The following is a 24090-nucleotide window of genomic DNA, read 5'->3' as shown; positions in this document are numbered from 1 at the left end:
CGATGCAATTTGCCTCGGCACAAAAGTCATTGTGCTTTGGCACATTACATCCGGATCAGCTGATGATATAGCATTTCACAATCTTTTTCTGTTACTTCCTTTCGGGTGTTTGAAGGACTTTTCGAAGCAATCGCATCTTCTGCCATCTTCGGAATCGCGGCAATAAAATCGTCCCGATGAATCCCATACTCTCTCAGTGTAGGGATTTCACAAGCTATCAAAACTTGCCGAACTGCCTCGATAAATTTTTCTGCTGCAACCTGATCTGAATCATCCCCTGTTGCGCAACCACATACTCTGCCCAAATCCGAAAATCTTGAATATGTTCCATCTAACGCAAATCTGAGGCAACATTCCAAAAGCATGGCATTACTTTTCCCGTGCGGAACATGAAACAGTGCACCAATTGGCCGACTCATCCCATGAACCAATGTTACACTGGAATTATTTATGCAAACACCTGCTTCGAATGCAGCGATCGACATCTGCTCCCTTGCCACACTATCATGTCCGTTTTTATACGCAATCGGAAGATATTTCATAATACGCTTTACTGCAGACAATCCAAAAACATCAGTCAAAGGATTTGCTAATTTCGAGGTATAAGCCTCAATTGCATGAGTCAAAGCATCCAATCCTGTAGATGCAGTCACGCTCTTTGGCATATCCATTGTGTACTCGTAATTTAAGATTGCTAAATCAGGAATCAGGCAATTCCCTTTCAGTAACATTTTGATGTTCCTTTCGGTATCAGTAATTACAGTAAACTTTGTTGCTTCAGATCCGGTTCCTGATGTCGTTGGAATTGCTACAATTTTTGGAATCGGACCTGTAATCTCAACGCCCATATAATCAGAAATCCTGCAGCCGTCCTTTTGCACCGACATCACCGCAATGGCCTTCGCAGAATCAAGAGGACTTCCGCCGCCGATTCCAATTACAAATCGGCTGTTGCTCTTACGATAGGCCTCAACACCCTTTTCTATCATCTTATCTGTCGGTTCTCCTGTGATTTCATCAAAAACAAAATAACCGATTTCTATGCTTTCCAAGCATTTCTTCAGTTCCTGCATCATAGGTGATTTTGACACATGTGGTCCGGTTACAATCAACGCCTTGTTTCCATATTCTTTCAAATATGTCGAAGCTTCTTTCAATGCTTCACTTCCTATCACCACATGTGTTGGAATTGCAAAATGTGCCATATCATACCTCTTTTTTAAAATGTTTCATCCACAATCGATAATACCTCATCTAATTTCATCAGTTCTTCCTTTAATTGCTCTTCCGTAATAATCAACGGAGGGCAAATGAATACCATATTTTCATGCGAATAAGTCATAAATTTTCGTTCTTTCAAAAGGCCAATCACCTTTCCCATAATTCCCTCAGGATCTCTACCATAGGATACTAACGGTTCCTTTGTCTTCTTATCTTTTACAAGTTCCACACATGAGAACAATCCAATATGACGCACATCTCCTACACATGGGTGTGACTCCTTGAATGAATCGAGTTGTTCTGCCAACACCGCTCCAACTTCTACAACGTGCTCCGGAATCCCGGCTTTTGTATAATAATTGACGCAAGCAACACCTGCTGCGCATGCCAGCGGATGTCCGCTATAAGTCAGACCACATGAAAGGACATGATCATCAAAATATGCTGCAATTTCTTTTGATATCGCTACGCCTCCAAGCTGTACATAGCCGCAGGTAACTCCCTTTGCAAAGGTTACAATATCCGGTACTACATCAAAGTTTTCGAACGCAAACATTTTTCCTGTTCTGCACCATCCGGCCATTACTTCGTCACAGATCATAACAATTCCAAATTCGTCACAAATCTTTCGAACTCCCGGTAAATATCCCTTTGGTGGAATAATCACACCATTAGAGCCCGTAATGGTTTCCATCACAATTGCTGCCACATTGTCCGGACCTTCATATATAATTTGCTCTCTCAGTTTTGCAAGATAATACCCGGTTGCCGCCTCTTCTGATTCAAATTCAATTGGCTCTCTGTAAATATAAGGGTCAAAGAATTTTACAAATCCCGGGATTCCCGGCTCCAATGGATATCGTCTTGGTTCGCCGGTTAAATTTCCTGCGCCAAAAGATGAACCGTGATAACTTCTGTATCTGCTGAATACCTTTTTTCTTCCGGTGAACATACGAGCAATCTTAATGGCATTTTCGTTTGCATCCGCTCCGGCATTTGTAAAGAATACTTTTCCAAAGGATTCCGGAAGTAAATCAATAATCATCTTCGCCAGCTTTGCACGCGGTTCCGATGCAATACTTGGACCAATATAACAATATTTATCGACCTGTTCCTTAATTGCCAGAGCAATATCCTCATTTCCATATCCAAGATTCAGATTAACCAACTGAGAAGCCATATCTGTATAGCGATTTCCATCAAAATCATAATAATAGATACCCTCCGCTCTCTCCACCGGTATCGGATTAAGTGCTCCTTGTTTGCTCCATGATTGAAGTACATATTTTTTTTGCATTTCTTTAATTTCTTTTCCTGTCATACTTATATCCTCACCCTTTCTAAAAATTTTCATCCTTTTGATAATTGTCATTATATTTTTTCCAAAGGCAAAGACAATAAGTCCAAACACAAATCATATTGTGCGTCGGCACAATAAAAAAGAGATATCAAATTCCTTGATACCTCCTAATATTTCTCTACATAATATCCATCAGCTTAAATGCGATAATCAACTCAGTCCTCGCTGCCAGAGACGACATTTCTATTTCTAATATTTCTTCCACCTTATTCAATTTATAATTCACGGTATTACGATGAACAAACAATTCTTCTGCCGTATCCTTTACACTCCCATCATTATTAAGATAGCATTGCAATGTTTGGCATAGGTCCGTTTGATTTACCCGATCATAGTCTATTAACGGCTGTAGCATATGATGATAATAGTCTTTGATAATTTCCTTATCTTCAATGCCCATTAGCAATCGATATATTCCAAGCTTGGTATAAAACACTTTATCAGCTCCGATCTTGCCACGGGCCTGCAGCCTTTGAATCGCCTTTGCCTGATTATAGCTTTTATAAAGGCATCTGACACTTTTCGTCAAGCGTCCAACTCCCATTGAAACACTTTCACCCTCCATCAAAAATCGGTTGATATCCCTTTGAATTTCTTTCACTTCAGCAAGTAAAGCTTCCTCCTTTATATTTGCCAGCACCAGTATCAATTCTGTTTCATTTACAAAAATTGCAAAATTTTTGTTCTTATGACGAATCATATTCTCCATCGACATACATAAGGATTCCAACCGTGCTTCCTTATTTGGTTCGGTCGTATTCAATTTCAGTACTGTCACACTATATTTCCAATTCACACGAAAAGAACGTTGTGACAACGGAACCACATATAATTCCTCTTGTTTTGGAAAGAAAATTGCATTTTTAAATGCAGCTGATGTCTCCATCATCCGTTGTTCATCCTTTGTAATTGCAAAACAACAGATTCGCATAATTTCTGCCAAATGAACCTTCCAAGGGACCACAAATAAAGGAAAATCATACATATTACAAAAATTTTTTACTTCCTCCGGAATCGCTTCTATAAAAGGTCCTATATTGATAATTATCCCGGCTACTTTCTTTGCATAAAAAGATTTAACCAAACTTAACAGTTCTTCTTCCGATCCGATTCCTATTCCTGTTGTAAAAGCCAGCTGCCCTCCATCCAAAAAATCTGAAGCTTCAACTGTCTCTGCCATATGAACCCACGTTACACAATTAGAAAGCCCCTTTTCTCCTGCTACTAATGTAATGTCCATATGAGCAACTTTTTCTATTAATCTGGATAATTCAATTGCCATAATATATTCCTCTCACGGAGTGCTTTTATAAAAAAAGAGGCGTTTTCGCACATTCTGTGCAAAAACGCCTTTGTTTCACGTGATAAAAATACAAGATATTCTATTCACTGTCAAGTAAATTCTTAATTACCCTATTTATATTTCCTTGTGCCTCGTTAATTCTTCTATATACTCCTTGACCGATTTTTCGGTTGACGAATACATCAACGACTCCCTTTTTCAATGGCTCACAGTAATTTACTTAATGCTGTCAATTTTTCTTTCATACTAAATCCATTAGTAACAGCTAATTTTTTTATCCACTCTGTATCTCCGCTCCTATAAGGGTCTTTCAAAAATCTTTTAATAAACTTACTCAACTGACTTTTAAACGACCAATTTAAGTTTGACGAATTATTAATCAAATTAAAATCCCTAACGGTCGTATGCTCATCCGCGTCACCTACCAAATACCTCAATATCAAAACATCTACAAACGTAAAGGGCATGATATCATCATCAAATTGTAACAATGACATATAAGGGCCGCCTTGCTTTATATCATCTGTCACCAGTGAATAAGCCCCTATAGTTTGAGCCAATGATATTGCATATACCTCCCCCAAATCACCACTACCATACAAATCTCTATTTTCCAAAACATTATGCTCAAAAATCTTGTAAACCTGTAATTCTTTTAACATCTGATCTGTATATAATTCAATCTTTCCTGTCGCAATATCCAAATCAATTTTATCCAATAGTCCCTGACCATGATTTTCTAGTTCAATATTGCGGATTTGCTCGTATATAAATACCCCTTCATCAAAGAAATCAAATAAAACCTCTTGAAGTCCAGCTTTATAACAATGTATAATTACATTCGTATCTAAAGAGGCTCTCAATCGTCCAACCCTCCAATCAAATCATCTAAATCGTCTTCAGCCTCTAAATGAGTAACAATTTTATCACTAACATCATCTATGCTAAGTCCGTAACAAGCGAGTACACGCTCCAATGTTTCCTTTGGAATCGCATTATGATTGTAATTATAGATAGTATACTCAATATACTCATATGGAATATCAATTACTTCACTCGCAACATTTAGTTTGCTATTTCCACCAACACCACGAAGTAAATTACCAACCTTCATCTCAGTTTTCTCATTATCAAGTTTTATTTTTTGATTTGTGTCAATTACACCAATACTTTCTAAACGATTCAACACCATATCAAAACTTACATTAAACTCAGACATAATTCTAGCAATATCCATTGCCGAAAGGCCATTTTCCTGAAAACCCGGAATTTCTAAATCGATAAATCTGCGGGTGTCATCCTCAGGCATTAATAAACTAGCTGCAAAATAATTTGCTTCCTGCTCCCTTTCGTCCGTGCTTTTTCCATTAATGGTTACGCTATTATCAATAAATGAATCTGCATCGTTCAAATGTAAAAGCACATGACCTATCTCATGCGCAAGTGTAAATAATTCTCGCGATAATCTGCTACAGCTATTTGTAAAAATAACGATGTCTCTATCCTTCTGAACCACAAATCCAAGATCAGAATGTTCTCTAATAGGATATCTTAATAACTTATAACCATTTCTTTCACATTCTTTAAACAAATCAATAATCCCGTACCTGCCGAGCTTACAATTTGCTCTGAAGGCATCTGCTTTTACGCGAATTTCACGTTTCCTTGTCTCCTGCATTGATATCTCCCTAAAATGTATCCTTCTGCTGAATCTTTGTATACATATGCTTATTTGCATAGAATAAATTAAGCATATCAAAGATTTTTTTAGAGGATCCGTTCTCCTCCCCCATTCTGTACTGTACTACAGTTTTTTCATCAAGTACTCTTGTGATATCTCCTACCGTCACGCCAAAAACTGCTGCAACCTTAGATAGGATATCCAATGTAATACTATTAACTCCACTCTCAATTCTTGCATACTTCTGTCTGCTGATACCAATTTGATCAGCAACCTGTTCTTGAGTGAGATTGTTTGCATTTCTTAATGCCTTGATTCGGCGTCCCAATGATTCATTCATGGTATCCCTCCATTTCCTTGTACTAACATTCTATCACGTATATGAGAAATGTCAATCAGGATGTTACAAAATTGTAACATCCTGATTGATAAAATTTCACCTTTAGGGACGGGGTACTACAACTTTGGGGACACAGGACTATCCGCTAACCCCCGTCCCCAAAGGTGAAATTTTTTTAATCCACTTCCCGCTCCTGAGCCGGATAATGCAGACAATGCACTTCAGAAACTGGTCTATTTTGAGGATGATAAAGATCCAGAACCCGCTCCAGTGCCAGACCAAGCCGGCCAATGCACCAAGCGGAATACTTGCCACCCACAAAAAGATGATATCAAAAAGCATCAGGAATTTGGTGTCTCCGCCGCCTCGTAATGTCCCTTTCGTGAGGATGCTATTGGCGGCCTGAAACCAGATGACAATTGCGACTGCTTCCATTAATTGATACGCCAGGTCTCTGGTTTCAGGTTCTATTTTATAGAAACCGATGATGGTTCCTTTTAGTGCAGTAATCAGTAAGCAGCCCAATCCACCAATGAGGAATCCCAGCGTAGCAAAGGTAACTCCCTGTCGCTGCGCCTTCTCGATGTTGCCCTCGCCGAGGGTAATTCCGGTGATGGCGCAGCTCGCCTGGCTGATGCCCTGGATGATGACGGTAGCCAGCTGCATGGTGATGGTGGTAATTGCATTTGCGGCTACAAAGCTGCTTCCAATGTGTCCCATGATTACAGCGACTGCACTGTTTCCCAGTCCCAAAAGGGTATCGGAAATCAGGACCGGGATGGAAATGCGGACATATTCGCCAAGCAAATCACGCACATGCATCGTCAAATCCGGAAGTCTCAGACCAATATTTTGGTCGCGCAAAAACAGGAATCCCATTGTGATGGAAAATTCCACCACGCGCGCAATGACCGTTCCAAGGGCGGCGCCGTTAACGCCCATCCGCGGGGCTCCCAGATGACCGAAGATGAACAGCCAGTTAAAAAAGATATTGACAAAGAAGGAGCAAATCGTGGAAATCAGCGGCACATTTGCTTTCCCAACGCTTCGCAAAACCAGGCTGGTCGTAAGCGCGAATCCGTTTAGGAAATAGCACGGGATTGAGATGAGCAAATAACCCACACCGGCAGAAATAACATCCGTCTCCTTTGTAAATAATGACATAATCTGCGGTGTGAACAATGCCGTGGCAAATGAAAACAGCAGCGCAAATGCAAGCTCCATGCGGTACATGATATTGACTGCTTTTTTCATATTCTCGTGATGCTTCATTCCAAAGAAGCGACTGACAAGGACAGAGGCTCCCATGCCAAGTCCCATACACATAATCTGATAAATATTGATAAAATTATTTGCCAGCGTTGCGGCACTCATCTCGTTCTCGCCGAGCTGACCAAGCATGACATTGTCTGCCATGTTGACACCAACCGTAATCAGCGACTGCAGAGAAATTGGCAGCGCAAACGCTGCCAAAGTCTTATAGAATTGCTTATCCCTTACCAATAATTGCATGCAAAGCACTCCATTCTACATTTCGAAAATTAATTTCTTTACTGTAATTGTTCCGCGAATGACACGGATTTTTACAACGGCTTCTTCCGTAGGCGCGATGGTCATCACGGAGGATTTTGCCGGATTTAAGATGTCGCCCTTTTCCCATTTGATGGTACCGATTGTTGCACCGTTGCAAAGCACCTCGGCCTCGCCTTCACCGATGCCTTCGATGGTCAATGCGCAATCCTTTGTAACCTCACGAACCGTATAATTGGCAAACTCATTCTCAGCAAGTTCCAAAGCCAAATCGGTCAGCGGATCATAGCGCAACTCATTTGGATCATCATACCATGCAAACTTCGGATAAGGCAAACGCTTGTCGGTTGCCCAAACCAGCTTGGTATGATCCTCGAGACGGAAATCCAGATAGTTCGAAAGTTCCCAGGTGCCATAATGTCTGCTGCCATCCTCATCCCACATATCATAGCCGACACCTGAAATCGTACAGCTCGGATGCTTTGCGCTGATGCGTGCATTGTCGCGATTTACGGTACAATGCTCAAGCTTGAGATTCTCGATATATTCGTCCATGATGCGTTGCGATTCCTTGTAGCTCGGACGCGCACCGGTTGTCAGGAAGTTACAAATCTTATCCCAGTCCTTCGGAAGTGGAGCTCCGACAGAACCCACCGGGAATTTGCCATTGTCTGCTGTTTTCCATGCCCATGGTGTGTATGCAATGCCATAATGCGCACAGATTTCGTAGAATATTCCGTTTGCATCCGGATTGTTTCCGCATTCACCCAGCCAGAGTGGGACATTGAACTCTTCGCGTTTCAAGAGCCATGGATACAGATCCTTGATTTCCGGAGAAGCACCGTACAGGTGGATGGAAATCGCCCAGTTGTTGTAGTCCGGATCAAATGGATGTGTTAAGAATCCAGGATCTCTTGCAAACTTAGATGGCTCAATAAACATGATGTGAACCGGATCGATTTTTCTTAATCGCTCGATACACTCAGCATAGTACTGATCCAACAGTGGAATGTACTTGTGCTGAATAGGTGAAGATACCGGCTCATTAATCAAATCGTAACCTGCAATAATCCAACGATCATGAAATCTGCGCACGATCTCTTCCCAGAGGATGATCTGTCGTTCGGTCGATTCGTCATCAAGGAAGACACTCGGGAATTCGCAAAACAGTGAATCACCGGTTGCTCCGTTGTTGCCACCTACTACTCCATGCATATCGAGAATGGCATAAATTTTATGCTTTTCGCACCAGTCAAGCGCATTGGATAATCGCTTAAAACACTTTTCGTTAAAAGTGATACCTTCCTCTTCATATAATAAGGCATTGGCATTCAATACCAGGCGGACACAGTTGTAGCCGAGTTCCGCCATCAATGCGATATCTGCCTCCTGCAAATGATTCTCTTCCCAGCGGTCCCAGAAGGTCTCAAGGTACTTCGGTCCGCAAAGTTCCCGAATGGTCAGATCTACCGTGCGCCTTGTCGACCATCTGGTCGGATTGTGATCTTTCCCTTCTCCCGGGAAAAGAATATATTTGAACATATCGCGAGCCACCGGTGGTTCACCGATCATAAATCCTTCCACATTCATCCAGTTGGCCGTGCCATATCCGTGCAGGATAATTTCCTGTCCGTCTTCATTTACAAATCGTGTTCCCTCAGTGCGAAGAACACCTTTTACATATTCATTATTAAACTTACTCATATCATTTCCTTTCCGTCCCATTTTTGGGATGATAGATAGCATGCTATCCATTTTTCAAAAAGAGAGGGCCACAAAACGCGGCCCATTCTCAGATTATTTGACACTTTATCTCTCGAGGAATCTGTCATACGCAGCCTGATAGGTATCAACGACTTCCTGCATGCCCGCATCTTCGAGTTCCTGCCGGAATGTTTCGAAATCCTTATCTGTCTGACCGGTGATATAGCCGATAGTATATTCATCGATCATGGTCTTAAGTGCGGTTAATGTATTGGTAACTGCAGAAGATTCGTCATCGGTCAATGTGATCTGCATTGGCAGGAACACATTTGTCTTTGGTGCGCTCCAGATCTCCACTGCTGCCAGCTCCTGATTCTCACCGCCGGCCTGGGCTGCGGTCATCTGCCAGTTTGCAGAGATGTCATGCTTGCCGAGCCAGCACTGTCCTTCGTTTAATGCATAAGAAGCGAGATAATCTGCGGCAGACATTCCCTGATTGTAGATTTCCTCCTTGAATACCGGCTTGCCATCGACCATGTCGTAGGTCTTGCCCTCGATGCCATACCAGTTCAACAGGATGCCCTGCTCGGAATACTGGAAGTCAAGCCATTTGGCTGCAAGTTCCGGATTCTTGCAGGATGCCGTGATATAAACAGGATCCTTTGCAATCTGGCGTGCAAATGCCTGGATTGGCTCATCGCCTTCTTTTAATGCCGGTGCCACGATTGGCTGTAAAAATGCATCCTGATTCTCGATCATATGGAAGCGTGCATAGTTGTTGCCGGATAATCCGGAAAGAACCATACTGTAAAGCATGCCTTCGTTGTTGTTAACTGAGGCCGGGGTATCCAGATAGAAATGGAAGGTTGTAAAGTTTGGATTGATCAATCCTTCTGAGTACCACTGTCTCATGGTCTTCAGGTATCCTTCGTATCCATCCAGTGACTGGGACAATACAACCTTGTCGCCGTCCAACTGCATATAGTTCTGAGACTCGGTTCCAACACCCCATGAAAGAGCGATAGACGATCCACCATTCTGATCAAGTACAAACGGATTCTTGATTCCGGCCTTCTTTGCTGCAACCAGCACATCATGCCAGCCATCGATGGTGGTCGGTACATCCATACCGAGTTTTTCGAGGAGATCCTGACGATAAGCCAGTCCATTATAGGTACCTTCGGACTGAACAGTATCAAAGGTTCCTACAATATTTTTTGCTACCACAAATTTACCGCTGTCGGATTTGGCCTCGCGCATTGCCTCATCGGAAGACTCCAAAAGCGCCATATAGTTTGGCATATAGGTTCTGATCAATGCATCCATATCCGGATGGATGACGCCATCTTCCACACCGGTTTCAAAACCGCCCGGATATTCGATGGAACCTGCATAAATGATGTCAGGCAAATCACCGGAAGCCACCAGTGTGCCATATTTCTGCTGCATGTCATCCTGATTGACAGGGATCCAATTGATATGAACGCCGGTCAACTCTTCCATCTTCTTGACACTCTCAACTTCATTCAAATCCTTGACATTGGTTCCGTTGTACTGAACCCAGACAGTCAGTTCTGCCTTTTCATCGGTCAATGGCAAAGTCAATTCTTTGATTGGCTCTCCATACTTTCCTTCTGCAGACTGTGTGCCTGCCTCTTTGCCCCCGCATCCGAATAAGGATGCTGTCATTGCAACAGACATCAGCACTGCTGCAACTCGTGTCATTCTTCTTTTCATTATATTTCCTCCTTTGGCTTAGCCATATTGCTAACTTAACTCTTGACTGCGCCGACCGTCATACCGGTGACGAAGTATTTCTGTACGAATGGATATACACACAGAATCGGAACCGTCGAAACAATAATCGCTGCATTCTTGATATTCTGCGCATATACGCTGTTGGATGTCGCATCCGCCGCCGTAGAAATGTCCTTGGTCGTGCGGAATAAGATTTCCTTTAATGCCATCTGCAGCGGATACAAATCCGTTCTGCGCGGCAGATAAATCAATGCCGACATGAAATCATTCCACTTATAAACTGCCGTAAAGAGCATAATGACTGCAAAAGTTGCCTTGCACAGCGGCAGTATGATGCGAAACATAATGGTAAAGTCATTCGCTCCGTCGATGCGCGCTGCATCTTCGAGCGCATCCGAGATGCCTTCCATCGAAGTACGCATCAAAATAATGTTGAATACATTCAGCGATCCCGGAATTACCATCGCCCAAATGGTATCGATCATTCCAAGCTTTTGAATCACCATGAATGTCGGAATCATACCACCGTTAAACAGCATGGTAAATGATATCAGCATCATAAATGAATTGCGATAGCGAAATCTTCTTCGTGAAAAAATATAGCCGGCCATCACCGTCAACACGCCGGTAAAGGCGCAGGACAAAACAATATACAGAATCGTATATCCGTAACCGGCCCAAAGTTTCTTGTATCCCAAAAGCATTTTATATGCATTCAAATCCAGATTGCCGAGAATTCCAAGCGCCAATCCTCTGTTGGTCGTAACCGCAGTCGGATTGCTGAGCGACAGCATCAGAACATGCCATAATGGAATCACCGATACCACAGTGATTGCCAGCATCAGTATCACTGCAAAAATCATAAATATCACGCGCGGTGCTTTTACTTTGTACTTCATAATATCCCCCTAGAACATGGATGTACCGGACACTTTTTTGGCGATCTTGTTTGTGGTCACCAGCATAATCGTTCCGATAATCGAATTGAATAAACCGACTGCGGTCGACAGACCGAAGTCCATATTGACCAGTCCCATACGATAAACATAGGTGTTGATGACATCTGAGTATTCGTATGTGGACGGCGAATACAGAAGCAAAATCTTGTCCGCTCCAACAGAGAAGACTGCACCCATTCGCAGAATCAGCATCATGATAATCATAGGCATGATACTCGGAATCGTAATATGCAGACACTGCTTCCATTTTCCTGCCCCATCCATATCCGCCGCTTCATACATCTCCTGATCGATGGAGCTGAGTGCAGAAAGATAGATGATGGAGCCATACCCCAGGCCCTGCCACATATTCATCAGAATATAGATGAGCCAGAATGCTTTTTTGTTCATCAACAAGTTCTGCGGGTCGGTATGTGTAATATTTGCGACGATGGTCGAAATCGGACCTCCGGCCTGCACAAAGCTGACTACCAGGCCACAGGCAATGACCGCCGAAATGAAATATGGCATATAGCTGACAGTCTGGACAAATTTCTTGAAATGCTTGCGCGTAAATTCATTTAAAATCAATGCGAAAATGATTGGCGCCGGGAAGTTGACCAGCAGGTCAAGGCCTCCGATACAAATGGTATTGCGAATCAGTCTGCCAATATATTTTCCATGGAAAAACGCATAGAAATTTTTCATGCCGACCCATTTGCTGCCAAAGATGCCGCGCGCCGGTGAATATTTTTCAAATGCCATCACCAGTCCGCCCATCGGCAGATAATTAAAGATAATGAAATAGGCCAGAATCACGACCAGCATCGCATAGACCAGTTTGTTTCTCTTAATATCGAGGCGCTGGTTATGCAGATAACCTTTGATTCCTGCATTTTCAATGTAACCTCCACCGGAGGTAAATTGCGTCTTTTTGGTTTTTTGTTTCTTTTTCATTTTACTGCTCCTCGTGTGATTCATTCGATAATTCTATTGTAGTCATCTTCCCGGGCTCACTCTATAAATTAGATTTGCAGTTCTATGATTTTTTATGTCCTGTTTCGGGCGATTATAAATTTTTCGGTAGACATTATCATTTTTTTTCGGCAAGGTTGAATCTTCGAATCGTTCCTTTTATAATTTTCTTATATATGTTTCATATACATGTATGATAAGGAGATTATTATGAACCAAAAGCGCCTTGAGCCCTATACCAAAAGGCTTTTGCTCAGTATTATTCTGCCACTGATTTTCTTGAGTATCGGGCTGTTTGGATATACCATTTACAGGAATTACGAACACAATGTCGTAACGATTCAGGAAAAAGAAAAATCCGTCTCAGACTCGATTGCCCAGCAAATCAATCATATCGAATCGCAGACCATGCATCATGTTCATCAAAGTGATTTTTTGTATTTTTCCAACAGCAGTGATTTGCACAAGGCGTCACATTACGGCATCGGATTCTCTTCGAATCTGTTTCGCGATCTGACAAATCATGCGATGTTTCGTGGAATTCTTCTCTACAATTACAAGATTGAACGATATTATCTCTACAAGTCGGACATCAATCCCGGTGCCAAAAAAAGCAGCGAGCTGGACAACCAAAAACTGCTGCAGCAGCTTACCCCGACCACAAACGGGTTGCAGAAACGATACGAGATTGTGCAGCTCGATGACACCAGCTATCTGGCGCTCATTGTCACGCAGCGCTATGGTTCTCTGGCGATTTTGATTTCGCCGACACAAAATGAAATATTTCAATCATTTGCCAATGTCGAAAAAGACAAATTCACAGCGACCTATTCTGCCGATGATGTCAGCAATATATCGAATCATCCGATTGTCACGAAAGTAAATGATTTTCCGATTTATCTGGTGTATCAGTCTCCGAATCTGTTTGACATGGTCCACTTTGATTTGTTTCAGATTATTATTTTTGTCCTGATCATCGGGCTGTTTGTTTTTTCGATTGTCATGTTTTTGTATTTGCAGCATCTGCTGATTTCACCGCTGAATTATCTGTCAAAATCTTTTGGACAGATTTCTGCCGGCGACTACCATTATCGGATTACGCGCAAGAGCGACATCTATGAAATCGACCAGTTCTATACCGGTTTCAATCAGATGCTCGACGATATCCGCGATGCCGAAAACGAAAGTCACAGGCAGCAAATGGATGCAGCACAGGCCAAATTGCAATATCTGCAATTACAGATTCGCCCGCACTTTTATCTGAACTGCCTGAAGAATATCAATTCGCTGGCAGAGCTGCAGGATTATAAAAAAATACAGACACTCGTCATCTCACTCTCCGATTACTTCCGCTATAATTTTCAAGATGTCAAAAATTTTGTCACTGTGCGCGAAGAACTGGAAGCGGTGCAAAGTTATGTCGATTTGTGTCGCTGCCTGTATAATGAGATTGAATTGGAATTTGATATCGAATCGGAAGTTTTAAATGCCAAGTGCCTGCCGCTTTCGATTCTCACCTTCACGGAAAATGCCATTAAACATGGCGCGGAATTAAAAGATCTGATTATCAAGGTCACGACCCGGCTCGAGGTGGACACAGATGGCGATGTCTATGTCGTATCCGAAGTTGCCAATACCGGAACCATTGATGAAGAGACACTGGCGCTGCTCAATGATCCGAGCGAAAATCATCCGATTTATCGCAAAAACGGCGTCGGAATTGCCAATGTCCGATATCGCATGTGGCTGATTTACGGTGACCATTATCAGTTGCAATTTGAGAATCGGGACGGCTTTGTCATATCAAGGCTGCGCTTCCCGATTCATATCGATTCGATGCAAAAATAATACCGAGGTATATTATGAATGTTTTATTAATTGATGACCAACCAAATATTCTTTCCTCCCTGATGGCCGGCATTCCCTGGCTGGAGATGGGTTTTTCTTCTATCTTTACTGCACAAAGTGCCAATGCTGCGCGAGAGATTCTAAGTGACAACAAAGTCGATATCGTCGTCTCCGACATCGAAATGCCGGGGGAAGATGGCATCTCGCTTTTGCAGTGGGCACGCGAACAGGGCTATGATTATGAATGCATCCTTCTGACTGCCCATGCCGATTTTACCTTTGCGCAAAAAGCCATCTCGCTGGGTGTTCTCGAATATGTCATCCAGCCGGCAAAGCAGGAAGATATCATCCATGCCATCGAACATGCCATTCAAAAAATCAAAGCAAACGGTGAAACATCTCCGGTGCCGCTTGCCGCAGACCAGTTTAATTATGCTGCGCAAAATATTGTCATCAAGACTTTGTTTGAGGAATGGCCAGTTATTGAAGCATCGATTATCAATCCGGCCAAGCTTGAAAAACGCATCACGCAGTTAAAGCAATTCGGGATCAATGTCGAAGCGGAAAATCCATGCATCGTCACACTGATCAACATTCGCAAATGGAAGAAGCTTCCGCTGACTGCTGCCGATTTTCTGAAGCATTACAATCATTTGCTCCATGAACTCTTTCCTACTGATACGACTACCATCTCATATTATCTGGATGACAAATATTTCATCACGGTATTCTTTACCGAGGGAACAGACGAAATCATCCGCGGAATCGAGGCACTGCATAAGCGCATTCCGTCCGACATCGGTGCCGCGACGCGACTCTTCTTTGCCAAAACTGAAGTACGCTTCATCAAAAATACCATGGAAGGTATCATCGGTATCGAAAAAAAAGATGCACTCACGCACAAGGATGATTGCCGCATGATCGAGGTCAACAATGATGATTTGTACAGCGAGGCGCTCGGTTCCGATAATTATCAGCATTACAATAAACTGATTCATGAATATATCGAGAATCATATCAGTGACGCAATTACGCGTACTGATCTGGCCGATTATCTCATGATTCCGCCGGATCATGTAAGCTATATCATTAAGCGCACCGAGTGTTGCTCCGTGAAAGAGCTCGTGACCAAAATAAAAATGGAGCACGCCAAAGGCCTGCTCCAAAATACAAAATATCAAATTAGTGAGATTGCTTTCAAATGCGGTTACGATAGCTTTGCCTATTTCAGCAAAGTCTATCGTGAAACCTACGGTATTACACCAAGTCAGGAACGATCATAAATCAAAATACCCAGGCATTTCCTGACTCCTCTTCGTCATCTGCCGGTGCTCCAAAATCAAACTCAAACGGTGGTTTGTGCTTTTGAATCAATGGCAAAAGTTCGTCTTGCATATTGACATTTACATAGCAGGTATCATCAAATACCATGGTAAATGTCTTGTCCTTTTCGCAAGGTTTCCACTCCGGCAATCCTTCCACATTCGGATTGCCCGTGCGTGCAAAATTGACAAATGCACCGGACATCACACGATCAAGCATCCGGTAATTGCTCTGATGGCAAATCGGAATGCGCTCTGCATTGTGCAGGAAAAATGGAATATCAGAGCAATGCCATGCAGCTCTGCCCATGTCATAATCAAACACCTTAGCAAATATATAATTGTAAACCGGTGCGCTTGCCTCTGCCGCCTTTTTCTTGACATATTTCACGGTATCCGGCAGGAACATGCACTCGAGATCTGTCGCATAGATTTCATTTTTGCCGGGATAAACTTTTCTGAATGCATCAAGAATGGCCTGTCCGCCTTCTTCTCCATAATATTCTTTGACATACTTTTCGCGCTCCTGCACGGAAAGTTTCTTTCTGTCCCCCACCTGCATCGGGAAACCAAATTCTGCAATCACGGTGCCCACCATAGTTGGAACCGTCAAAGAATGTGCAGTGAAATCTTCTGTCACCGGATCGCACTTGTAATAATCGTTCGGCTTCGGAGACCAGTTGACACGCTTGCCTTGCTTACCAAAGAATGCAATCGCTCTGTTCATCGCCCAAATGTATTGCGGCACCGGTGTCTTTGCCAGTTTCTTGATGTCATGGTCTTCGATGTGCAATTCATCCATAACCTTTTCCACCAGTTCTTTCGGCACTACATCCGTTCCGAAATCTCCCTCCGGAATCACACCGGACATCACAATCGCCTTTGCAAACAATCCGTCCGCTTCCGGAATCTGCCCCAATACGGTCACCTTTCCGCCACCACCGGATTGTCCCAGGATGGTCACATTCTCCGGGTCACCACCAAACTTCGCGATATTGTCTCGCACCCAGCGAAGTGCCTCGACCAGATCCGCCATACCAACATTATAAGAATTCGCATATTCCTCACCAAAGTCAGAAACATCCAGATATCCAAACGCATTCAGTCTATGATTGACCGATACAAAAACAACATCATCAAGCTTTGCCAGATTGAACCCGTCATAACACTCCTGCTCAATCGATGAACCTGCTGCATATCCGCCACCATGGATCCAGAACATGACCGGCTTCTTCGCCGTCTCATCCAGTGAACTGCTCCATACATTTAAGTATTGGCAGTGCTCTGAAGAAGGCCAGAAACGGTGCGGTGTCATCACCTCGCCCGTCGGCATCGGCTCCGACAGCACCGGACAAATCATGCCATAGCTCATCGCATCCCTGACACCTTCCCATGCCTCCACCGGCTGTGGCATCTCGAAGCGTTTCGCCTTTGCATAACGGATTCCCTGAAAATGGTAAACTCCATCAAATAAGAATCCGCGCAATTTTCCTTTGGTTGTCTCTACGATTGGATTGTCCAATCCACAAAAAAAGTCACTCATGAAAAAACCTCCCTGATATAAATTACAGACAGCCACAAAATATATTGTGGTTTCTGCATGCAACTATTATAGGTTTTTTGCATGATGTGACTCTATAAATAAATGTGCAAAGATTATAAAATTCTTTAGAAGAAGTACATGCCGCAAAATATATTTATTTAAATACAAAGAAGACATTAGCCTTATGGCTAATGTCTTCCAACCGAAATCAATTCGGCTCTCTCTATGTATGTATTATAACACAATAAGACAATTATACAAGTAAGAACTTAAGAAAAATACACACAAAAATATAAATACCGAATACAGTAAATAATTCAGTCTAAATCATAAAGCCTATTACGTTAAAATATCAAACCTGTTATATTTAATTTCATCTTTTGGCAATGCTTTCAATTTTTCTACATCTGTAAAATCATATATTCCCATGCTTCTACATATATTGTCAAATGCAATAGGTGGAACAGCTTCCTTTAAATCATTCATTAAATGAGTAATCGTATTGATAAGATGTTTGTATTCTCTGGTTGGAAGATAGTATTTCAAATACACAAGTAAATCAATAATTCTTTTTCCAGAATCAGACTTTGCATATAAAGAATTTAATTGTAATAAATATGTTTCTTTGATTCTTCCGGTGTTATTATATTTTCCTTTTGAAAAAGTTTCTTTCAAATTATATATTCGTTCATTATGCGCACAAGAATTGCGAACTTTCCTAAGCCAATGCAAACTTCCAATTAATAGCTTTACGTTGCAATAACCATTTTTATCATATATTCCATACAAGTGGCATAAACTGTGCAAAACTGGTATTTTGCTCACACGCAAAATATCTATAAAAGTCGCAAAATTAACAACTTTCACCATAATCCATGTAGGAATAGAAGTATGATTATTCATGTAAAATCCCACATAATCTAATTTGCTTTCGCTTAATTCTTTATAAGCTGATGATATAGCCTTCATTTTGTCTTGCAATTTTTTCTTATCTGAAAAAGCCTTTGCATCGTACCAAGGAATTTTTCCATTTCCGTTGCATTGATCAATTTTATATCCCGTTAATGCACGTACTTCTTCTTCAACTTTAGTTATATACTTGAGTAAGATGCATCTAAGTTCGTCATCAAAAGACTTTAATTTCTGAAAGTGTTCTATATCACAATTGTCCAAATAAATATGTTTTCCATCAGAATCAATTTTGCAAATAAAAGGATCTTTGTATCCATTAATTAAATTAAAATACCCTGCTCTTACGAGTAAGGTTTTATCATGTGTGTCCTTGCAAAAAATAGATTTATCCCGCAATCTTTTCATCTGCTGATTGTAGGATAAAAATTCCTTTTCCATGTTTTGGTTTCTCCTATATTTAGTAATATTACCATTTAATTCACAACTAAAATACTTAATGACATTGTCAAGATTTCCCCTTCTTCTTTTTCTGCATCTCATCATAATAAGCCTTATACCGATAGATACTCCGCTCACTGATTCCGTTGCGTTTTGCAATCTCCACCATGGTCATGCCCTGTTCGTGACAAACAACAAAATCATTGTAGATGGCCATCCATTTAGCATTGTGTCTTTGTCTGCCACAGGCTTTTCTTTTTTTGAAGTATTCAAGTTCCTCTTTCAGATCTTCATTTGCTTCCTTAAGCTCTGCATTTTCTTTTTCCAATTCCTCGATTCGTTTCAAGGCCTCTTCGAGTGTTTTTATCTTCTTCATAAAAGAATTACCTCCATGCCATTCCTATTATGTCAAAATTATAACGGAATACGGTCACCATGTCAATTCTGTTTTGTCATGCTGTGTCACAGTTTTTAGATTGTCTCCGGTAATCCTTCGATAATCGGTGATACCTAGACAAACGTTTCATAGTAACTTTAGTAAACACAATATCCAGCCAGACATTCGCCATCAGCTTCTCCAGCACCTGCTTAGTCCAAGAAAAAGTCCGCACCCTCCGTGGCTCACATTGGAGTTGACGATTATACTCTATACATAAAGCAATTTAAACTCCTGTCTGTTTCGCAATAATTATTGCAAAAGTCCTATGACTTTTGCAATTTTATTTACAAAATCCATAGGACCTCTTACATCGAGCCAAAAGGGACAGGCAACTGACCGCTAACCCCCGTCCCCAATGGTTTTAATGTAGCATATGCGTAAAACGTCTCACTTCCATAATTCGTTCTTTTCCTTCAGGAATCACTACATAATAGATAATATAGTTTCCTACATAGATACGATAATACGGATAATCACGTTGCTTTTTAGATAGAACCAAATACTTCATCATGGGTAAATCTCAAATCAGTCGAAGCTGCTGATGCATCAGCAACATCCATAATATACTCTTCCGGTTCAGTCATTCTTGAATATGCGTCAAGGCTAAGTACTACCATTGCACCATATCCATTTTTAGTTAAATATACAGGATCTCCACTTTGAACAACCTTCTCAATCTCAGTAAATTTATTTCTCAAATCAGAAACTGGTCTAATGTGCATCATATATACCGCCTCCTTGCTTATCAGAATTTTATCATCTTTACGATATCATGAATGACAATATTCTTCAATGCATTCAATGGCCTACTATTTGTAGAATGTTTTATGCGAAAATTACTCGAATGAGTGATTGATGCCGGTCATACTATCCGGCTTAAGATTCTTAAAAAGAGTGAATGCAAAGTTTTTGCAACCAAAGTGCAACCGGAAGTTAATAGTCTTCTTTCAGTGTATCTACTAGCATTCGCCTAAGTCCTTGTGAGCGTTCCGGCTCAAAATCTACCAGTCTAAATTTCTCTGGAAAGAAGCCAAGTTCAAGTACACGATCAGCTATTCTGTTATACTGCCCCATAGCATTTTCCGGTGATTGCAAATTAACTGCGATATACTCATATATCCCATTCATATCACCCAATGCTTTTTCAGTAATTTTTACAGGATATTCTCTCATCTGTGACTCTCTCTAAAAGCTGCAAATGCGGCCTTTGCATCCTGTACTCGTCCAGCTTCAATATCCTCAAATCCTTCCTGTAATTTTGTATGAATCTCTGCAGTCGTCATAAGATCCGCATTAATAGCCTCCGGTACCTGAGGTAATGAAACTCTAAAAGGAATTCCTCCTGTAAGAGTAATCTGTCTTAAATACATATCAATAGCTGTAGACATAGGAATTCCAAGACGTGAAAGCACATCTTCAGCTGATTTTTTCGTTGCAGGATTAACTCGTAAATTGAGTGTTGCTGTTTTCTCCATACGTATCAACTCCTTTTTGTTTATTGTAACGCAATTTGCGTTACAATTCAAGATAGGTCTACTATTTTTATCGCTTATCGTTTGTTACCGAGCGTTAATCACGCTCATATGGTATTTCCAACATATCCAGCAGCCTTTCAAATGTATCCTGTCCGTCCAGACAAGTATCTGTAAGCCACCCTTTTTCATTTCTCCACTCTGAAAGACCTCTGTAGTAGTAATTCTTTTTTGCATCCTCAATGATAAAAGGTATCACATTATGCCGCAGACACTCCTTCAAAGCCACAAGTCTGCCTACCCTGCCATTGCCATCCTGAAATGGATGGATATACTCAAACTCAGCGTGCAGCTCTATGATATCTTCTACTGTAGCGTTCTCCTTTGCATTGTATTTTTCCAAAAGAGACTTCATGTGTTTATGCACATCCGATGGCTTTGATGTCTCCCGTCCACCGACAACATTCGCACGCTTTTTATAATCACCTACTGCAAACCAGCTAAGCGTCGAATCCTTTGTATCATGCTTCAGTATATAATGCAGATGCTTGATGATATCCTCTGTTAGTTCTTCTTCTGCGGTATCGATTACATAATCAATCGCCCGAAAGTGATGAACCGTCTCCAGGACATCATCTACGGGAATCCCGTCACCTACATCAAGAGTGTTGGTCTCAAAAATCAGTCTTGTCTGATTCTCAGAAAGCACACTTCCCTCGATATGATTGGAATTATATGTCATTCTTACTTGCAGCTCATGATACAGCCCCCCGGAAAGCTTCATCTCTTTTTCTTCCCGAAGCACCTGAAGAATCTTATTGTCGGATACTTCCTTCATAAGAAGTTCCGGAGCAACACCAAGAAAATCCGCTATCTTCTGTATACTGCGCTTGGAAAGCTTTTCGCATTTCCCTATCTTCGCTACGGTTCTGGTAGACAGACCAAGTTGTGTTGACAACTCTGTCTTCCCGATACCCTTATCTTTAAGTGATCTTTCCAGACCCTCGTATGAAATCATTGGCTCGCCTCTCCTTTAATCTTTACTTATTTTATCATAGAGGTCGACAAATGTACAGATTTTAGAGCTTTGAGCTCTAAAAAGTAAAGATGCCCCCCCTCTCCTTCCACACTGAAATAATACTTTAAGGTACTCCTACGCTTGATCATTCAGACACCTCCCTTGCAAATTAAAAAATCCATTACAACATATAGAAACATCTATACATTGTAATGGATTTTCACAAATTCAGACTTGGTGCAAGCACCACTTCTGATAAAAACCTCGCAGGTTTTTGTTCTAATAATAGAATACAGAAAAATATATGTGGTGTCAATCATTTATTATATTTTTAGAAATCCCTTATGCTTTGGATTATGATTCTGTTCGTCGATTGTGAGTTTTAGTTTCCCCATAAATCAAATCCTCTCATTCCTTCATTTTCCTTCATCCCATTTGCTTTCGCTTCATAATAATCTAAAACATATAGGAGCATGTCATATGCAGCCTCTTTTTTGGCCTGTTTCTTTGAATTTGCCGTAGCCGAATAGTAGTATTCCACTTCATCTATGTAACATTCTGCACGCCAAACCGGATTCCCATTTTCATCATATTGCTGCTCAAATTTGTACTCCGGCAAAGAAAAATATCCACGACGTGCAAGTGTTTCTAACTGATTGATAGCCATTGATAATGTCGGTTCCTCAATCTCATCTCGAATTGTAAATAGAATTCCTCTTTTTTCTAATTCATCATATAGTAATTTTGCAGCGGTCTCATGTGCTTCTTTTTTTGAGGTGCCATATGCTCTCGCCGGCATTTCAAAATCGCTTAGTTGTAAAAAACACTCATACTTTGCGTGCGGTGGCGGTGCCTGCGTCAACACCCCCGGAGCCCACCCCCAAAGTCCTCCCGCACACTCCCGAAACTCTCGCTTTGGCAATTCTCCACATTTTCGAAGTGACCATTGCTGAATTTCATCAATGTAGTTGATATCATCTTCGAAAATATATAAATCCGGATTTAGCATTTCTTCAACAGCATCTTGCATCTCTTTGATATTGTAGTTTGAGTCAATTGCAATCGCCCCAAGAATCGCCTCAAATAAATCCTCTTTCACCGACGGTGATTCATCAATATGATTCTTCCAATCACCTCGTCCCATAATCAGATACTGTGCCAAATCAAGCTGATCAATTCGTTCCGCTAGTGTTCTTTTCTCCACCAAATGTTTTTTGAGTTCGGTCAGTTCATGCTCCTGATATTCCGATTGATATTCTCTAAACTCAGAATTCGTAATAACACCGAATCGTTCTGAGAGAATCTTTACCACAATAAAATCAAGAACCTTATCGCCGATAAATTCGAGGACTTCATTATTTTCCCCTCCATTCTCCTTTGAATAGGAGCGACGAATAAATGCCTGCTGTAGTAAATCAACATTTCTAAATTTGTACGCAATGGTGCTTTGGATTACAGATAAATCTTTTGAATCCATAAAGATACCTCCTTTACAAAAAGAAGGCATAATTATAGCCTGATAGTCTATAGATGGGTACATCTATTAAATCGTCAGACCATAAAAGAATAAATAAAACTCTATATTTCTCAGCATTTACCATTCCCCACTTGCATAGAAAATGATAAATTAAAAGAGATATTGTCTTCCATTTATACTGTTATGCCTCACAACTATATGACAACAATATAGTACTATCGCAAAATGACAATGTCAATACAGTCCTAAAATTCAAGGCCTTGTTTCGAATCCATATTGGGAAAAACTTCAAGATGCACTTGCTATGGGCGTACATGTAAAAGGGATGAAATATATATGTTTAAAATGGTAGAATATATTTGCATAAAATATAGAAAATTGAGGGGGGACATAATAATGCTTATTTCATTAAAAAATCTATATGAACGCTTTAATCAGTTTGGTAAATATTATAGTTATTCGCCAATTATGAAATCAGCTACTATGGCAAAAATATATAGAGATTATTCTGGAAAAAAGATTGATATTGAACAATATATAAAGATTCTTGAAAAACCATTTTGGGACGTAGAAAAGGGAAAGGAGCAATTGTTTTTTGATAGCAATACTATACAACCAAAGTCTACGGGCTTTCGCTTGATTTTATTACGTGTTGTGTTAGATGCTATTCCTAATTCTGTTTATGAAAAAATGGCAATTACCAAGAGCGATGTTTTGGGTATAACCCACGCAATTACATTATACTATTTAGGTAAGCGCCTAATAAAAAGGCGTCCCATTAAAATCTCTCGCACCCTAGCGAGGATTGCGA

The 24090-nt window shown here is 41.1% G+C and carries 22 protein-coding genes; 3 read left to right on the top strand and 19 right to left on the bottom strand.

Going from position 1 to position 24090, the window contains the following annotated elements:
* Positions 1 to 44 precede the first annotated feature (44 nt).
* The 11 genes from CSX02_RS03150 to CSX02_RS03100 all read right to left on the bottom strand — a co-directional run bounded on the left by CSX02_RS03150 (position 45) and on the right by CSX02_RS03100 (position 12792).
* Complete coding sequence (locus CSX02_RS03150; protein ID WP_099385600.1) at positions 45 to 1205, bottom strand: iron-containing alcohol dehydrogenase; 1161 nt, start codon at positions 1203 to 1205, stop codon at positions 45 to 47.
* A 14-nt stretch (positions 1206 to 1219) separates the two neighbouring features.
* Entirely contained in the window at positions 1220 to 2542 is a 1323-nt protein-coding gene (locus tag CSX02_RS03145; RefSeq protein WP_099385620.1) for an aminotransferase class III-fold pyridoxal phosphate-dependent enzyme, read from the bottom strand.
* Positions 2543 to 2699: 157 nt separating this feature from the next.
* Entirely contained in the window at positions 2700 to 3863 is a 1164-nt protein-coding gene (locus tag CSX02_RS03140) for a PucR family transcriptional regulator (RefSeq protein ID WP_099385599.1), read from the bottom strand.
* 227 nt (positions 3864 to 4090) lie between these two features.
* A complete protein-coding gene (locus tag CSX02_RS03135) occupies positions 4091 to 4747 on the bottom strand; it encodes a PIN domain-containing protein (RefSeq protein ID WP_242970403.1) in 657 nt (218 codons plus the stop codon).
* Positions 4744 to 5562, bottom strand: a complete 819-nt coding sequence (locus tag CSX02_RS03130) for an ImmA/IrrE family metallo-endopeptidase (protein WP_099385598.1) — start codon at positions 5560 to 5562, stop codon at positions 4744 to 4746. The genes CSX02_RS03135 and CSX02_RS03130 overlap by 4 nt, the downstream gene beginning before the upstream one ends.
* A gap of 10 nt (positions 5563 to 5572) precedes the next feature.
* Positions 5573 to 5905 carry a helix-turn-helix transcriptional regulator gene (locus CSX02_RS03125; protein ID WP_099385597.1) on the bottom strand — a complete coding sequence of 111 codons (333 nt, stop codon included), beginning with the start codon at positions 5903 to 5905 and terminating at the stop codon, positions 5573 to 5575.
* A gap of 138 nt (positions 5906 to 6043) precedes the next feature.
* Entirely contained in the window at positions 6044 to 7417 is a 1374-nt protein-coding gene (locus tag CSX02_RS03120) for an MATE family efflux transporter (RefSeq protein WP_099385596.1), read from the bottom strand.
* 15 nt (positions 7418 to 7432) lie between these two features.
* Positions 7433 to 9139, bottom strand: a complete 1707-nt coding sequence (locus tag CSX02_RS03115) for a glycoside hydrolase family 5 protein (protein ID WP_189281315.1) — start codon at positions 9137 to 9139, stop codon at positions 7433 to 7435.
* Between the two features lie 105 nt (positions 9140 to 9244).
* On the bottom strand, positions 9245 to 10876 hold the full coding sequence (locus tag CSX02_RS03110; RefSeq protein WP_099385594.1) for an extracellular solute-binding protein: 1632 nt from the start codon (positions 10874 to 10876) through the stop codon (positions 9245 to 9247).
* Between the two features lie 35 nt (positions 10877 to 10911).
* The gene (locus CSX02_RS03105; RefSeq protein ID WP_099385593.1) at positions 10912 to 11796 is read right to left on the bottom strand and encodes a carbohydrate ABC transporter permease; all 885 of its coding nucleotides are present in this window, start codon (positions 11794 to 11796) and stop codon (positions 10912 to 10914) included.
* Between the two features lie 9 nt (positions 11797 to 11805).
* Complete coding sequence (locus CSX02_RS03100; RefSeq protein WP_099385592.1) at positions 11806 to 12792, bottom strand: ABC transporter permease; 987 nt, start codon at positions 12790 to 12792, stop codon at positions 11806 to 11808.
* Between the two features lie 228 nt (positions 12793 to 13020).
* Here CSX02_RS03100 and CSX02_RS03095 point away from each other — a divergent pair, with 228 nt between their 5' ends.
* Together CSX02_RS03095 and CSX02_RS03090 are read left to right on the top strand one after the other, a co-directional pair.
* The gene (locus CSX02_RS03095; protein WP_189281314.1) at positions 13021 to 14658 is read left to right on the top strand and encodes a sensor histidine kinase; all 1638 of its coding nucleotides are present in this window, start codon (positions 13021 to 13023) and stop codon (positions 14656 to 14658) included.
* 14 nt (positions 14659 to 14672) lie between these two features.
* Entirely contained in the window at positions 14673 to 15941 is a 1269-nt protein-coding gene (locus CSX02_RS03090; RefSeq protein ID WP_099385590.1) for a response regulator, read from the top strand.
* Position 15942: 1 nt separating this feature from the next.
* Here CSX02_RS03090 and CSX02_RS03085 read toward each other — a convergent pair whose 3' ends face one another.
* The 8 genes from CSX02_RS03085 to CSX02_RS03045 form a co-directional block, all read right to left on the bottom strand.
* Positions 15943 to 17523, bottom strand: coding sequence for a carboxylesterase/lipase family protein (locus CSX02_RS03085; RefSeq protein WP_099385589.1), 1581 nt, complete (start codon positions 17521 to 17523; stop codon positions 15943 to 15945).
* A gap of 339 nt (positions 17524 to 17862) precedes the next feature.
* Positions 17863 to 18873 (bottom strand): Abi family protein, encoded by a 1011-nt coding sequence (locus CSX02_RS03080; protein ID WP_099385588.1) that lies wholly within the window; start codon positions 18871 to 18873, stop codon positions 17863 to 17865.
* 67 nt (positions 18874 to 18940) lie between these two features.
* Positions 18941 to 19249, bottom strand: a complete 309-nt coding sequence (locus CSX02_RS03075) for a helix-turn-helix domain-containing protein (RefSeq protein ID WP_099385587.1) — start codon at positions 19247 to 19249, stop codon at positions 18941 to 18943.
* A 548-nt stretch (positions 19250 to 19797) separates the two neighbouring features.
* The gene (locus CSX02_RS03065) at positions 19798 to 20037 is read right to left on the bottom strand and encodes a type II toxin-antitoxin system Phd/YefM family antitoxin (RefSeq protein WP_099385586.1); all 240 of its coding nucleotides are present in this window, start codon (positions 20035 to 20037) and stop codon (positions 19798 to 19800) included.
* Between the two features lie 208 nt (positions 20038 to 20245).
* Complete coding sequence (locus tag CSX02_RS03060; protein ID WP_189281312.1) at positions 20246 to 20485, bottom strand: type II toxin-antitoxin system RelE/ParE family toxin; 240 nt, start codon at positions 20483 to 20485, stop codon at positions 20246 to 20248.
* Positions 20482 to 20787: a type II toxin-antitoxin system RelB/DinJ family antitoxin gene (locus tag CSX02_RS03055; RefSeq protein ID WP_099385585.1), complete on the bottom strand. Its 306-nt coding sequence runs from the start codon at positions 20785 to 20787 to the stop codon at positions 20482 to 20484. The genes CSX02_RS03060 and CSX02_RS03055 overlap by 4 nt, the downstream gene beginning before the upstream one ends.
* A 94-nt stretch (positions 20788 to 20881) precedes the next feature.
* Positions 20882 to 21802, bottom strand: a complete 921-nt coding sequence (locus tag CSX02_RS03050; protein WP_099385584.1) for a Fic family protein — start codon at positions 21800 to 21802, stop codon at positions 20882 to 20884.
* 382 nt (positions 21803 to 22184) lie between these two features.
* A complete protein-coding gene (locus CSX02_RS03045; RefSeq protein ID WP_189281310.1) occupies positions 22185 to 23279 on the bottom strand; it encodes a ribonuclease III domain-containing protein in 1095 nt (364 codons plus the stop codon).
* 345 nt (positions 23280 to 23624) lie between these two features.
* Here CSX02_RS03045 and CSX02_RS03040 point away from each other — a divergent pair.
* A partial coding sequence (locus CSX02_RS03040; RefSeq protein ID WP_189281308.1) for a hypothetical protein occupies positions 23625 to 24090 on the top strand: 466 nt, incomplete at its 3' end.

The sequence above is a fragment of the Agathobacter ruminis genome (assembly GCF_002735305.1).
In the GTDB taxonomy this organism is placed as follows: domain Bacteria; phylum Bacillota; class Clostridia; order Lachnospirales; family Lachnospiraceae; genus Roseburia; species Roseburia ruminis.
The sequence above is the reverse complement of the archived record's forward strand: the minus strand, read 5'-3'. Positions and strand labels throughout refer to the sequence as shown.

Coding starts and splice junctions, on each gene's coding strand:
- CSX02_RS03150 (WP_099385600.1), bottom strand. CDS start 1,205: ATGGCACATTTTGCAATTCCAACACATGTGGTGATAGGAAGTGAAGCA.
- CSX02_RS03145 (WP_099385620.1), bottom strand. CDS start 2,542: ATGACAGGAAAAGAAATTAAAGAAATGCAAAAAAAATATGTACTTCAA.
- CSX02_RS03140 (WP_099385599.1), bottom strand. CDS start 3,863: ATGGCAATTGAATTATCCAGATTAATAGAAAAAGTTGCTCATATGGAC.
- CSX02_RS03105 (WP_099385593.1), bottom strand. CDS start 11,796: ATGAAGTACAAAGTAAAAGCACCGCGCGTGATATTTATGATTTTTGCA.
- CSX02_RS03075 (WP_099385587.1), bottom strand. CDS start 19,249: ATGAAGAAGATAAAAACACTCGAAGAGGCCTTGAAACGAATCGAGGAA.
- CSX02_RS03045 (WP_189281310.1), bottom strand. CDS start 23,279: ATGGATTCAAAAGATTTATCTGTAATCCAAAGCACCATTGCGTACAAA.
- CSX02_RS03080 (WP_099385588.1), bottom strand. CDS start 18,873: ATGGAAAAGGAATTTTTATCCTACAATCAGCAGATGAAAAGATTGCGG.
- CSX02_RS03120 (WP_099385596.1), bottom strand. CDS start 7,417: ATGCAATTATTGGTAAGGGATAAGCAATTCTATAAGACTTTGGCAGCG.
- CSX02_RS03095 (WP_189281314.1), top strand. CDS start 13,021: ATGAACCAAAAGCGCCTTGAGCCCTATACCAAAAGGCTTTTGCTCAGT.
- CSX02_RS03085 (WP_099385589.1), bottom strand. CDS start 17,523: ATGAGTGACTTTTTTTGTGGATTGGACAATCCAATCGTAGAGACAACC.
- CSX02_RS03065 (WP_099385586.1), bottom strand. CDS start 20,037: ATGATGCACATTAGACCAGTTTCTGATTTGAGAAATAAATTTACTGAG.
- CSX02_RS03090 (WP_099385590.1), top strand. CDS start 14,673: ATGAATGTTTTATTAATTGATGACCAACCAAATATTCTTTCCTCCCTG.
- CSX02_RS03125 (WP_099385597.1), bottom strand. CDS start 5,905: ATGAATGAATCATTGGGACGCCGAATCAAGGCATTAAGAAATGCAAAC.
- CSX02_RS03055 (WP_099385585.1), bottom strand. CDS start 20,787: ATGGAGAAAACAGCAACACTCAATTTACGAGTTAATCCTGCAACGAAA.
- CSX02_RS03130 (WP_099385598.1), bottom strand. CDS start 5,562: ATGCAGGAGACAAGGAAACGTGAAATTCGCGTAAAAGCAGATGCCTTC.
- CSX02_RS03100 (WP_099385592.1), bottom strand. CDS start 12,792: ATGAAAAAGAAACAAAAAACCAAAAAGACGCAATTTACCTCCGGTGGA.
- CSX02_RS03110 (WP_099385594.1), bottom strand. CDS start 10,876: ATGAAAAGAAGAATGACACGAGTTGCAGCAGTGCTGATGTCTGTTGCA.
- CSX02_RS03060 (WP_189281312.1), bottom strand. CDS start 20,485: ATGAGAGAATATCCTGTAAAAATTACTGAAAAAGCATTGGGTGATATG.
- CSX02_RS03050 (WP_099385584.1), bottom strand. CDS start 21,802: ATGATTTCATACGAGGGTCTGGAAAGATCACTTAAAGATAAGGGTATC.
- CSX02_RS03115 (WP_189281315.1), bottom strand. CDS start 9,139: ATGAGTAAGTTTAATAATGAATATGTAAAAGGTGTTCTTCGCACTGAG.